This window comes from Oceanibaculum nanhaiense, assembly GCF_002148795.1.
GTDB classification, from domain to species: domain Bacteria; phylum Pseudomonadota; class Alphaproteobacteria; order Oceanibaculales; family Oceanibaculaceae; genus Oceanibaculum; species Oceanibaculum nanhaiense.
Genome location: NZ_MPOB01000003.1, coordinates 272,029 through 284,228, shown reverse-complemented (window position 1 = coordinate 284,228; position 12,200 = coordinate 272,029). Strand labels below are relative to the sequence as shown.

General features: G+C 64.7%; 10 protein-coding genes. 8 read left to right on the top strand and 2 right to left on the bottom strand.

Features of this window, described 5'->3' with window-relative positions:
* Positions 1-2: 2 nt before the first annotated feature.
* Positions 3-1,184, bottom strand: coding sequence for a M10 family metallopeptidase C-terminal domain-containing protein (locus BKM74_RS06670; protein WP_086464914.1), 1,182 nt, complete (start codon positions 1,182-1,184; stop codon positions 3-5).
* A 131-nt stretch (positions 1,185-1,315) separates the two neighbouring features.
* Here BKM74_RS06670 and BKM74_RS06665 point away from each other — a divergent pair, with 131 nt between their 5' ends.
* The 4 genes from BKM74_RS06665 (at position 1,316) to BKM74_RS06650 (ending at position 7,284) form a co-directional block, all read left to right on the top strand.
* The gene (locus BKM74_RS06665) at positions 1,316-1,993 is read left to right on the top strand and encodes a DUF3047 domain-containing protein (RefSeq protein WP_086464913.1); all 678 of its coding nucleotides are present in this window, start codon (positions 1,316-1,318) and stop codon (positions 1,991-1,993) included.
* A 313-nt stretch (positions 1,994-2,306) separates the two neighbouring features.
* Positions 2,307-4,007, top strand: a complete 1,701-nt coding sequence (locus BKM74_RS06660) for a thiamine pyrophosphate-binding protein (protein WP_086464912.1) — start codon at positions 2,307-2,309, stop codon at positions 4,005-4,007.
* A 189-nt stretch (positions 4,008-4,196) separates the two neighbouring features.
* The gene (locus BKM74_RS06655) at positions 4,197-5,195 is read left to right on the top strand and encodes a TAXI family TRAP transporter solute-binding subunit (protein WP_086464911.1); all 999 of its coding nucleotides are present in this window, start codon (positions 4,197-4,199) and stop codon (positions 5,193-5,195) included.
* 121 nt (positions 5,196-5,316) lie between these two features.
* Complete coding sequence (locus BKM74_RS06650) at positions 5,317-7,284, top strand: TRAP transporter permease (RefSeq protein WP_176342426.1); 1,968 nt, start codon at positions 5,317-5,319, stop codon at positions 7,282-7,284.
* 10 nt (positions 7,285-7,294) lie between these two features.
* Here the strand turns inward: BKM74_RS06650 and BKM74_RS06645 are convergent, their stop codons facing one another.
* Positions 7,295-8,215 (bottom strand): VOC family protein, encoded by a 921-nt coding sequence (locus BKM74_RS06645; RefSeq protein WP_176342425.1) that lies wholly within the window; start codon positions 8,213-8,215, stop codon positions 7,295-7,297.
* 118 nt (positions 8,216-8,333) lie between these two features.
* Between BKM74_RS06645 and BKM74_RS06640 the strand changes: the two genes are divergently transcribed.
* From BKM74_RS06640 to BKM74_RS06625, 4 genes are all read left to right on the top strand, one after another.
* On the top strand, positions 8,334-8,585 hold the full coding sequence (locus BKM74_RS06640; RefSeq protein ID WP_086464908.1) for a type II toxin-antitoxin system Phd/YefM family antitoxin: 252 nt from the start codon (positions 8,334-8,336) through the stop codon (positions 8,583-8,585).
* Between the two features lie 3 nt (positions 8,586-8,588).
* On the top strand, positions 8,589-8,996 hold the full coding sequence (locus tag BKM74_RS06635; RefSeq protein WP_086464907.1) for a type II toxin-antitoxin system VapC family toxin: 408 nt from the start codon (positions 8,589-8,591) through the stop codon (positions 8,994-8,996).
* A gap of 46 nt (positions 8,997-9,042) precedes the next feature.
* The gene (locus tag BKM74_RS06630) at positions 9,043-10,149 is read left to right on the top strand and encodes a CobW family GTP-binding protein (RefSeq protein WP_086464906.1); all 1,107 of its coding nucleotides are present in this window, start codon (positions 9,043-9,045) and stop codon (positions 10,147-10,149) included.
* 129 nt (positions 10,150-10,278) lie between these two features.
* Positions 10,279-12,165 carry a potassium/proton antiporter gene (locus BKM74_RS06625; RefSeq protein WP_086464905.1) on the top strand — a complete coding sequence of 629 codons (1,887 nt, stop codon included), beginning with the start codon at positions 10,279-10,281 and terminating at the stop codon, positions 12,163-12,165.
* The last annotated feature ends 35 nt before the right edge of the window (positions 12,166-12,200 follow it).

The window sequence follows — 12,200 nt, the reverse complement described above, 5'->3', positions numbered from 1 at the left end:
CCTTACGCCAGGAGCGTATCGGCAGCAAATACGTCGCTGCTGTCGAGGCTCGACACGCCCATGACAGTAATGGTTGCCGGCTTCGTACCCGCCACGGTGATGGTCACGCCGATCTGGCCGGACAGGCTCTGCTGCGTGGCCAGAATCGTGGCAATGTCGGCGTCGGTCACGCCCTCGATGCCGATACGGTCGATGCCATCCTGGAAATCGGTGATGGTCGGCTCAAGGTCGGCTAGCGGAAAGCGCGCATCATAGCCGCGCACCACGAAGACATCATTGCCCGATCCGCCGGTCATCGTGTCGAAGCCGAGACCGGAATAGAGCGTATCGTTACCGTCCCCGCCGATGATCAAATCATGGCCCTTGCCGCCGCGCAGATCGTCATTGCCCAGCTCGCCGCGCAGCGTATCGCCGCCGCGCTGGCCGAAGATCACATCGCCCAGCTCGGTGCCCAGAATCCATTCGCCGCCATCGGTGCCGGTCTGACGCAGTGTCAGCGTCGTGGGGTCCCATTCCGTCGCGTAATTGGCCGAGCCATAATAATGCTGTACCGCTTCGACATCGACCGAGCCCAGCTCCGTTGTCGAGCGCGAGCGTTCGTAGGACATGACGGTCAGCGTGCCCAGGGCCAGGCTGTCCTGGACGCTGGGCGATCCCTCGAAGGGATGCTTGAAGCCGATGGCGTGGCCGATCTCGTGCAGGGTAATGGAATAGCCGCGCTGGCCCGGCGCCAGACTGGAGGCATCAGCGAAGGTGACGGAATTCAGGTAAACGTCGCCGCCAATGGCATTGAAATAGGTCGAGACGGTGCTTGCCCCATTTACGGTCGTCGTGACGGATTGCGGGTAATAGCCAAAGCCGCTGAGCGGATTGCCGACGGAATTGGTCTGCCCGGCCGCTGCCATGTCGAACATGGCGAATCGAATCTGACCGCCGGCACTTTCCGGCACCTGCACGAAGGCGATACCGCTGGCCGCCGCCCATTTGCCGAGCGCCTGCGTTACATAGGCCTGGTGGGCCTCGGACATGGCTGTGAAGCCGGGCCGGTTACCGGTGTCGTAGCTCTGTTGGCTGCTGGAGAACGCGTAGGTCACGACGACCGGCGTTCCGACCGGCGCGGCCTTGTTCCAGCGATAAGGATCGTCATAGCCGGTGATCGCGAGCGCGTTCGTGGACAGTGCCATCTCAGACTCGTTTTTCCTGTTACGATGGAAGAATTATAAGAGCGCAGGAGATCGAGTCCACACTATTGGCCTGTTGCCGCCAGTAATGTCATGCCCTTGTAACCCGCAGGGATCGCGCTTCTTTATTGAAGATGAAGATATTCGTTGTCCTGGCCATCATTCTGCTGGCGCTGCCAAGCCTTGCGTCGGCGCAGCCGGTCGATGCGAGGCTGACCGAGGCCGGCTGGCGGTTGCTGACCTTCGATCCGCCGCCCGCACAATTCCGGCAGCTGGAAGAGGGCGGCATCGAGGCGGAGGCCAGGGGCAGCGTCGCCGTGCTCTATCGCGGGGTCGACAAGGCGGAGGCGGCGAAGCCTTTGCTGTCCTGGCGCTGGCGGGTGGACCGGTCTGATATCCAGCCGGTCGATCTCGGCCGGAAGGAGCGCGCGGACCGGCCCATTGCCCTGCATGTCGGCTTCGAACAGGATGACAGCACCGACGGTTTCATGCGCACGCTCGCCGCCCGGATGACGGGGGCGCCGCCGCCGGGCCGGGTCATCACCTATACCTGGGGCGGCACGCAGGCAGCGGGCGCGGTGCTGGTCAGCCCCTATCTGGGCGACGAGGGGCGGATCGTCATCCTGCGTCCCGGAAATGCGCCATTGGGCGACTGGGTGGAGGAGCGTGTCGATCTGCACGCCGATTTCCAGCGCTTCTTCGGCTATGCGCCGCCGCCGGTCGCCTATATCGCGATTTCCGCCGACGCCGACGACCAGCCCGGCCATACGCTCGCCCGCATCGCGGATATCCGGTTTCAGGGCGTGGAGTGACGGATTTCTGGGACAGTACTCTGTCCGTCGCCCCCGCACTTGTTGCGGGGGCCCAGGGTTCAGCCAGTCTTGGCAATGCCGGAGCGAACTGAAGTCTGGGTTCCCGGCACAAGGCCGGGAATGACAGCCTGAGAGGACCGGCAGGCCCGTCCATCAAACCAGAAAATTATCGGCCTGATCCCGCCATCTTGACATTGCTGACGAGATTGTTGACAAATCTGTCATCATATTTCGTTGACGGGCCGCGCCGCCGGTCCGATCATTCCTTCCTGCGAATTCAGCCCATTCGCCAGCCGTTCAGGAGAGGCCATTCATGGCAACCAATCAGCTATCCGGCGCCGATGCTTTCGTGCGCATGCTGCAGCATCACAAGGTGGAGATCGTGTTCGGCCTGTGCGGCGACACCAGCCTGCCGCTGTATGACGCCTTCTACCGCCTGGACCATGGCATCAAGCACATCCTGACGCGCGATGAGCGCTCGGCGTCCTACATGGCGGACGGCTATGCCCGCACCTCCGGCAAGGTCGGTATCTGCGAGGGGCCGAGCGGCGGCGGCGCCACCTACATCCTGCCGGGCGTGGTGGAAGCCAATGAAAGCTCGATCCCGATCCTGGCGGTGACCACGGATATCGCGGTTTCCTCGCGCGGCCGCTACACGCTGACCGAGCTGGACCAGAACGCGCTGTTCCGCCCGCTGTCGAAGTACAACACCGTCATCGATCGGGCCGAGGATATCCCGCGCACGCTGCGCGCCGCCTTCCAGCAGATGACCACCGGCAAGCCGGGTGCCGCGCATCTGGGCCTGCCCTTCGACGTGCAGAAGGGCCCGGTGGATGAGAGCGATGTCTGGGCCGATCCGGAGATGGGTTCCTACCCCTCGCGCCGCTACGGGCCGGACCCGAAGGATGTGGAGAAGGCGGCGGAGCTGATCCTGGCGGCGAAGAAGCCGCTGTTCGTCTGCGGCGGCGGCGTTGTCATCGCCGGTGCCGAGGCGATCCTGCTGAAACTGGCCCAGGCGCTGGGCGCGCCGGTTGCCACCACGATCAGCGGCCAGGGCTCGATCGGCGAGGGGGATGAGCTGTCGGTCGGCGTCGTCGGCTCCAATGGCGGCGTTGTGGAAACCCGCGCGATCGTGAATTCGGCCGATCTGGTGATCTTCATCGGGTGCCGCGCCGGCTCCGTCACCACGGAACGCTGGCGCTATCCGGCGCCGGGTTCGGCGAAGATCGTGCATATCGACGCCGATCCGATGGTGCCGGGGGCGATCTATCGCACCGACGCGACGCTGATCGGCGATGCCCGCGTGGCGCTGGAAGCGCTGTATGACGCGATGGAAGGCGAGTTCAAGACCCACAAGCCGACCACGGCCTGGGGGACTTCCGTTGCCGACGCCAAGCGCAAGAAGTTCGAGGCGTTCCGCGCCCTGGCGCAGAGCAATGACGCGCCGATCAAGCCGGAGCGTGTGGTGGCGACGCTGAACGAGATCCTGCCGGAAGATTCGATCATCGTCTGCGATCCGGGCACGCCGTGCCCGTATTTCTCCGGCTATTACGAGTTCCTGAAGCCGGGCCGACATTTCATCTCCAACCGGGCGCATGGTGCGCTGGGCTATTCCATGGCGGCCTCGGTCGGCGCGCATTATGGCCGGCCCAGTGCCAAGACTGTCGCCATCATGGGCGATGGCAGCTTCTGCTTCACCGCCGGCGAGATGGAGACCATCGCCCGCATCGGCGCGCCGGTGACGATGATCGTCATCTCCAATTCGGTCTATGGCTGGATCAAGGCCGGCCAGAAGACCGGCTTCGATGCGCGCTACTTCTCGGTCGATTTCTCGCAGACCCAGCATGCCAAGGTCGCTGAGGCCTTCGGCATCAAGGCGTTCCGCGTTGAGGACCCGGCCGAGCTGAAGTCGGTGCTGAAGCAGGCAACCGAATATCAGGGCCCGACGCTGGTGGATATCGTCTGCCAGCCGCTGCACGAGGCGCGCGCGCCGGTCAGCGAGTGGGTGGCCTAAATCACGAAACCGGACGGCCTGGGTAAGATGGGATGTAAATTCCATTGACAGGCTGGACCGGGGCGAAAAGAGTTGGAACCGATCAGGGCACACGGATTTGTCCGTTCCACACCAGTCGATCGCAGGTTTGGCGATAGGGCGACAATCCGGCCGCATCGAGGCCGGAAGCGAACATAAGGAGGCACATGTATGACTAAGGATTATTCGATCTCCCGCCGCGAGACGCTTCTGGGCAGTCTCGGCCTGGCGGCAGCCGCCGGCATGCTGATTCCCAGCACCAGCGTCCTGGCGCAGCAGGCGAAGCGTTGGGGCTCGTCCTCGATCGGCTCCACCGGCTACGTCATCATCGAGGCGCTGGCCTCGACGGTGAACAAGCACACCAAGCTGAAGAACTCCTCGATGGCCACCAGCGGCGGCGCCGAGAACATGGCGCTGATCGGCGAAGGCCAGCTGGAATTCTGCCAGACCACCTCGACCGACTGGCAGCCCGCCGTGAATGGCGAGAAGCCCTACGGCAAGAAGATCGATGTCAATCAGGTGCTGGCCTACACGGTGTTCAACTGCACCCCGATGGTGCGCGCCGACAGCCCGATCAAGACGCTGGCCGATCTGGAAGGCAAGCGCTGCATGCCGTCCCCGGCCGGCAGCTCGACGGCCGCCATGTGGCGCGTGCTGTTCGAGGCGGCGGGCGTCAAGGTGAACTGGACCTACGGTTCCTGGCGCGAGAGCTATGACGCGCTGCGCGCGGGTGCGGTGGACTGCATCCCCTCGCTGTTCACCAACAGCCGCCCGGCGCCGATCCTGACCGAGCTGGAAGCCACCACGCCGGTGCGCATCCTGCCGGTCCCCGAGGACGTCATGAAGAAGGCCCAGGCCATCAATCCGGGCGTCGTCTCCGGCGAGTTGAACCCGACCGACTGGAAGACCATCGACAAGCCGATGAATGTCGCCTCCTTCTCGGGCATCCTGGCCTGCCATCCGAAGATGAGCGAGCAGGATGTCTATGACGTCTGCAAGGCGATCTTCGATAATGCTGCCGAGGTGCAGTCCATCGGCAAGCAGCTGAAGGACATCGATGCCAAGTTCGGCGCACGCTACCTGATGACCGGTTTCAAGGTCCATCCGGGTGCCGCGAAGTACTTCAAGGAAAAGGGCATCTGGCGCGACGAGCTGACGATTGCCAGCTGACGCCGTCATATGATGTAAGGTACGGGGCGGCCCAACAGGGGCTGCCCCGTATCGTATCTGCCGTACCGTTCTTGAAATCCCGATCCGCCGATTAGGCCCGCCCAATAGGAAAGCCACGCCCGTGACGAGTTGGACGCCCCGTCTCGCCAATTTCTTCCTCGCCGATGAAACGCCGCATGCCGGACTGATCGTCCTCGCCGGCCTGCTGTCCGTGGCTTTCGTGCTGGTGCATGTGTTCCAGCTCACCAACTATTTCCTGCCCGGCGGGCAGTTCAAGGTGGTGCACATCGCCGGCGGCATCCTGCTGACCTTCCTGGCGCTGGCGGTGAAGGACGGTACCAGCCGGTTCCAGCGCTGGCATTTCGTGGCGATGGCGGCGATCACGCTGATTCCGCTGCTCTACATCTTCATCGAGCATGAGGCGATCACCACGGAGCGCCAGTTCATCGTCAGCGATGTCGATATCGGCATCGGTGTGCTGTTCCTGCTGCTGGCGATGTATGCCGCCTGGCGCGAATGGGGCTGGATCATGAGCGCGCTGGCACTGGGCACGCTGCTCTATGGCTATTTCGGCTACCTCATTCCGGGCGAGCTGTTCTTCCATGCCGGCATCGGGCTGAAGCGGCTGCTGGGCTATACCTCTATCCCGTATTTCCAGGGCTTGCTCGGCGGCCTGTCGGAATTGTCGGCCGGCACCATCTTTCCCTTCATGCTGTTCGCCGCGGCGCTGGAGATCACCGGCTGCGTCGATTACATCATGGGCGTCGCCTATCGGATCGGCGGCAAGACGCGCGCCGGCCCGGCCCAGGTCGCCGTGGTCGGCAGCGGCATGATGGGCATGGTTTCCGGCTCCTCGGTCGCCAATGTCGCCTCGACCGGGGCGCTGACCATTCCGCTGATGAAGCGTTTCGGCTTTCGTGGGGAATTCGCCGGGGCGGTCGAGGCGGTGGCCTCCACAGGCGGGCAGATCACCCCGCCGATCATGGGTCTGGCGGCGTTCCTGATCGTCGGCATCACCGGCATTCCCTATGTCGAGATTGTGAAGGCGGCGGTGTTCCCGGCGCTGATCTATTACGCCTATCTGATGGTCGCGGTGCATATCCGGGCGATGAAGGCGGGTATCGACGTGCGCGACCGCGCCGAGGAACTGCGCAAGGAATTCCTGCCCGAATCCTTCCTGAAGTCGAGCCTGCGCAACATTCCGTTCTATGTCGCCATCATCTATCTGGTGCTGGTGCTGATCACCGGCCGCTCGCCGGGCGGTGTCGCCATTGAGGCGACCGGCATCCTTGTGGCGCTGACCATCCTGCGTGACTGGCTGATCGGCCAGGGCGGGATCGCCGGCCGCATTCTCCATACGCTGCAGATGCTGGGGCGGATCGGCTATAACGGCGCACTGCGCGGCGCGCAGGTCGCCATCGTCGTCGCCGTCATCGGCGTGCTGGTGGACATTCTGGTGGTCACCGGCTTTGCGCAGAAGCTGTCCTTCGCGATGCTGGACATGGCCGGCGGGGAGCTGTGGCTGCTGCTGATTATCGCCGCGGTCTCCTGCATCGCCTTCGGCCTCGGCCTGCCGACCTCGGCAGCCTACATCTTGGTAGCGCTGCTCGGCGCGCCGGCATTGATCGAGCTGGGCGTGCCCATGCTGGCGGCGCACATGTTCGTGTTCTTCTTCGCCAACATCTCCGCGATCACCCCGCCGGTGGCGGTGTCCTCGCTGATCGCGGCGAAGATCGCGGGTGCACCCTATTTCAAGACCTGCATGATCGGCGTCCGGCTGGGCCTGCCGGGCTTCCTGTTGCCTTTCCTGTTCGCCATCCATCCGGAGATTCTGGGTATCGACAGCACGCTGCCCTATGTCGCGATGGTCTCGGCGATGGCCTTTATCGGTGTCATGTCGGTGAACCTGATCCTGGAAGGGCAGTACATCCTGCCGCTGAACTGGATTCAGCGCGTGCTGCTGCTGCCGGCGGCCGGCGGGCTGCTGCTGCCGGGGCTGACCAGCTCCGCCATCGGGCTGTGCTTCTTCGCGGTGGTGACACTCTGGCAGCTTGTGGACCGCAAGCGGCAGCGGGCGGCGCTGGCCTAACCCCGCCTATCTATCCCCGCCAGGGCGCGCGCTGGCCGCGGGCGCAGACGATCTGCGTGCCGCCCAGCGGTGCCGGCAGGGTGAGTTTCAGCATGCCGCTGCCGATTTCCTCCACAGCACCACCACCCTTCAGGAAGTGGTGCGCGCTGGCGGCAAGGTCGGCGCTGATCAGGCTGTAGCCGGCCATGAAGGGCGCGGCCGGCACAACCGCACCGGGCAGCGTGTCCGGCAGGGCGTCCGGTGCCACGAAACTCAGCGCCCCGCGATCCGTCTCCAGGTGCCAGGCGCTGCCTTTCTTCTCTGCCTTGCGGTCGAGGAAGCGGGCGAAGCGTGTCGCGGCCTCCTCCGGGTCGGCGACCGCCAGCAGCACGTCGTGCAGTTCCTCGATGCGGTTCGGGTGATCCATCCAGCGCTCCTGCCAGACGGCACTTTCCGTATAGTGGGTCAGCATCTGGATGCGGCCTTCCGGCATGGTCCCCGGCGGCACGCGCACGACGGAGAAGCGAGCATCCTCGGTGCCGCCCGCCGGCAGTTCGACCGGACGGGTCAGATGCACCAGCGGTGTCGGTGCGAAGCCCTGCTCCTGAAGCCGGTTCCAGGCGGCCTCGGCATCGCCAACGGCGAACGCCAGCAGGTGCAGCCCGATATAGCGCCGTACCGCCGCCTGCAGCTGCTGCGCCAGCGGCGTGTCGGCGACGGAGGTGAGGAATTCCAGATAGCCGCGCCGCAGCATGACCAGCCGGTTGGCGGTCCCCGCCGGCACCGGCGGTTCGCCCGGCTTCAGGCTGTTCTGCTGATGGGTGAACGGGGTGAGCCGATAGCCCAGCCGCTCCAGCGCCGCCCCGGCCGCGTCCATGTCGGGCACGAAATGCGCGATATGATCGAGGAACAGTTCCGTCGATTCGGGCAGCTGGCGGTCGGCATAGGGCATCGGGTCTTCTCCTTGGATTGGGCAGGGCAAACTATAGGGACGCCGCGCCGCTATACCATTGCGAAATCCGGGGAGGGGCATGATATAACTGGTCATCTGACTGGTCAGGAGAGAAGCGATGGCAATCTGGCGCGTGCAGGAGGCGAAGGCAAGGTTCAGCGAATTCGTGCGGGCCAGCCTGACGCAGGGACCGCAGGTGGTGACGCTACGTGGCGTGGAAACCGCCGTGTTGGTGCCGATCACGGAATGGCGCCGGCTGACGGCAGCCCGCCCGAGCCTTAAAGAACTCCTGCTGGCAGAACAAGGCCGCACTGAAGCCCTTGCGTTGCCGCGCGGAAAGCTGCACCGCCGGGCGACGGCCGCATTCTGAGCCATGTATCTGCTGGACACCAACATCCTGTCGGAATTGCGCCGTCCAAAGCCGCACGGCGCGGTGCTGGCCTGGCTGGACGGTGTGGCGGAAACCGACCTCTACCTCTCCGCCGTTACGGTCGGCGAAATCCAGGCGGGCATCGAGATGACCCGGCGGCAGGATAGCGCCAAGGCCGGCGAGATCGAGACCTGGCTGGATGCTGTCATGGCGACCCGCCATATCCTGCCGATGGATGGGCCGGCCTTCCGTGAATGGGCGCGGCTGATGCAGGGCAGGCCGGATAGCCTGATGGAGGATGCGATGATCGCGGCGACGGCGCTGGTTCACGGGCTGACGGTCGTGACGCGCAATACGCGTGATTTTCAATCTTTCGGCGTGCCGCTGCTCGACCCTTTCAACATCGACTGAAACGTTACAATATAACGATCCTGTCCGTTACCCTGTGAAGGTTGCCATGTCCTCGATCCCCGTCTCCGTGCTCACCGGTTTCCTCGGCAGCGGCAAGACCACCTTGCTGTCGAAGCTGCTGCGCCATCCCGGCATGGCGGACACCGCCGTCGTCATCAACGAGTTCGGCGAGGTGGGACTCGATCACCTGCTGGTCGAGAAGAGCAGCGAGAACATGGTGGAGTTGAACAGCGGTTGCCTGTGCTGCACCGTGCGTGGCGATCTGGTCACCACCCTGCGCGACCTGCACATCAAGCGCGCCAAGCAGGAGATTTCCAGCTTCAAGCGGCTGGTCATCGAGACCACCGGACTGGCCGATCCGGCGCCGATCCTGCACACGCTGATGACCGACCCGATGCTGGCCAGCTATTACCGGCTGGACGGGGTCATCACCGTGGTCGATGCGGTGAATGGCGAGGCGACGCTGGACAACCACATGGAAGCGGTGAAGCAGGCCGCCGTCGCCGACCGGCTGGTGCTGACCAAGACCGACCTGGTGAAAGACCCGGCCTCCGAGCGTGACCTCGCCTCGCTGGAGGCAAGGCTGGAAGCGCTGAACCCGGCTGCGCCGCGCCTGCGCGCCGTGCAGGGCGAGATCGACCCGGAAATGCTTTTCAATGCCGGTCTCTACGATCCGGCGCGGAAGTCGCCCGATGTGCTGCGCTGGCTGAAGGAGGAGGCCTATGCCGATTCCCAGGCGCATCAGGATCATGACCACGGGCACGATCACGGCCACGGGCACGGGCACGATCATGGACACCATCATCATGACGTGAACCGTCATGATGATCATGTGCGTGCCTACTGCATCGTGCTGGACCGGCCCATCGATGCGATGGCGTTCAGTCTGTTCATCGAGATGCTGATCGCCACGCGCGGCGAGAATCTGCTGCGCGTGAAGGGCATTCTGAACATCGCCGACCGGCCGGACCAGCCGGCGGTCATCCATGGCGTGCAGCATATTTTCCACCCGGTCGCCTGGCTCGATGCCTGGCCCAGCGAAGACCGCCGCAGCCGCATCGTCTTCATCACGCGGGATATTCCGCAGGGTGATATCGAGCAGCTTCTGAAGGGCCTGTCGGTGGAAACCCAGCCGCAGGGCGCGCCCGCCTGAGTGCCCCGAACGGATAGTTTGGAACGGGGCTGGCATATCCCCGTTTTGGTTTCACGGCCCGGCCATGGATAATGGCCGGGAAAGGCAGGTCTTGCGGCCACTCCCGGGCCGCGCCGGACATGGGGTGCGATGGAGTTAGCCAACCAGCTTATCTTTCTCGGCAGCGCGCTGCTGGTCGTCAGTATCATTGCGGGGGTGCTGTCCTCGCGGATCGGCGCACCCTTGCTGCTGGTCTTCCTGGCGCTCGGCATGGCGGCAGGGGAAGATGGACTTGGCATCCAGTTCGATAATTTTCAGGCGGCCTACCTGCTGGGCAGCCTGTCGCTGGCGATCATCCTGTTCGATGGCGGGCTGCGCACGCCGCTGCGGTCGATACGCATCGCCTGGGCGCCGGCCAGCGTCATGGCGACAATCGGTGTTCTGGTCACCGCCGCCATCACCGGTCTGGCCGCGGTCTGGCTGCTCGATCTGCCCTGGATCGCGGGATTGCTGACCGGCGCCATCGTCGCCTCGACCGACGCCGCGGCGGTGTTCCTGCTGCTGCATCAGCGCGGCATGGAACTGCGCAAGCGCATCGGCGCCACGCTGGAGGTGGAATCCGGCGTGAACGATCCGATGGCGGTGTTCCTCACCATCACCCTGGTCGAATTGCTGGTTGCCGGCGGCGGCGACGTCACCTTCACCATCGTCCATTCCTTCCTGCTGCAGCTGGGCGTTGGCGCGGTGGCAGGCGTCGCGGTGGGGCTTGCGCTGGCCCTGGTGGTGAACCGGCTGGAACTGGCGCCCGGCCTCTATCCGGTGTTCGTTATCGCGGTGGCCTGCGCGCTGTTCGGCGGCACGCAGATGGTGGGGGGCAGTGGCTTCCTGGCCGTCTATCTGGCCGGCATCGTCGCCGGCAACCGGCGCATGCGCGCCAACCAGCTGATCCGCCGATTCCATGACGGGATGGCCTGGATCAGCCAGATCGTGATGTTCCTGATCCTGGGGCTGCTGGTGACGCCCAGCCGGCTGATCGACGATATCGTGCCCGGCACCATCATTGCGCTGGTGCTGATCTTTGTCGCCCGTCCGGTGGCGACGTTCCTGTGCCTCACGCTTTTCCGTTTCAGCCGCGAGGAACTGCTGTTCATTTCCTGGGTGGGCTTGCGCGGCGCGGTGCCGATTTTCCTGGCGATCATCCCGGTGCTGGGCGGCATCGAGCATGGCATGCAGTATTTCAACGTCACCTTCATCGTCGTGCTGCTGTCGCTGCTGCTGCAAGGCTGGACCGTGCCCTGGCTGGCCCGCCGGCTCGACCTGCAATTGCCGCCGACACCGGAAGGCGAGGGAAGGCTCGACCTCGATCTGTCGCCGCAGATCGACCGCGACCTGATCGGCTATCGTCTGCCGGAATCGGCGATGGCGGCGAACAAGCCGTTCAAGCAGATACAAATTCCGCCACGGGTGCGCCTGATCACCGTGCTGCGGGACGGCGCCGTGGTGCCGAAATACAAGATCGAGGCGCTGTATCCGGGCGATTATGTGCTGCTGCTCTGCCCGCCGGAGCAGGCGCTGGCCGCCGACCGGCTGTTCACCGCGCGGCGCGGTGCCGATCGCAAGATGGAAGTAAGGCTTGGCGATTTCGTGTTCGAGGGCGGCCGGAAGATGTCGGCACTGGCGGACGAGTACGATCTGCCGATCAGCCGCCATCAGCGCGACCTGACCGTCGGCGCGCTGATGGCCACGCTGCTGCCGGGAACGCCCAATGTCGGCGATCGGGTGACGCTGGGCGCGGTGGAGCTGGTGATCCGCGACATGCGCGATGGCGAGATCGCCGAGGTCGGCCTCATTCTGGAGCCGGGCCGGCCGCACCTGCTGCCGCCGGGCCTGCTGTCGCAGGTACAGGCGGTCGTCCGCCGGCTGCGGCGACGGCCGGTATCGGTCGATGGCACGGCTGAAACGGCCGAACGCCGTCCCTCGCGGCTGACAGCCTCCTGGCGTGGCCTGTTTGAGCGCAGCCTGTTCTGGCGCCGATAAAGCCGCTGCATATTTTGCAAGGCACACGGCGGCGG

Coding starts and splice junctions, on each gene's coding strand:
- BKM74_RS06640 (WP_086464908.1), top strand. CDS start 8,334: ATGGCAATCTGGCGCGTGCAGGAGGCGAAGGCAAGGTTCAGCGAATTC.
- BKM74_RS06665 (WP_086464913.1), top strand. CDS start 1,316: ATGAAGATATTCGTTGTCCTGGCCATCATTCTGCTGGCGCTGCCAAGC.
- BKM74_RS06670 (WP_086464914.1), bottom strand. CDS start 1,184: ATGGCACTGTCCACGAACGCGCTCGCGATCACCGGCTATGACGATCCT.
- BKM74_RS06645 (WP_176342425.1), bottom strand. CDS start 8,215: ATGCCCTATGCCGACCGCCAGCTGCCCGAATCGACGGAACTGTTCCTC.
- BKM74_RS06630 (WP_086464906.1), top strand. CDS start 9,043: ATGTCCTCGATCCCCGTCTCCGTGCTCACCGGTTTCCTCGGCAGCGGC.
- BKM74_RS06660 (WP_086464912.1), top strand. CDS start 2,307: ATGGCAACCAATCAGCTATCCGGCGCCGATGCTTTCGTGCGCATGCTG.
- BKM74_RS06625 (WP_086464905.1), top strand. CDS start 10,279: ATGGAGTTAGCCAACCAGCTTATCTTTCTCGGCAGCGCGCTGCTGGTC.
- BKM74_RS06655 (WP_086464911.1), top strand. CDS start 4,197: ATGACTAAGGATTATTCGATCTCCCGCCGCGAGACGCTTCTGGGCAGT.
- BKM74_RS06635 (WP_086464907.1), top strand. CDS start 8,589: ATGTATCTGCTGGACACCAACATCCTGTCGGAATTGCGCCGTCCAAAG.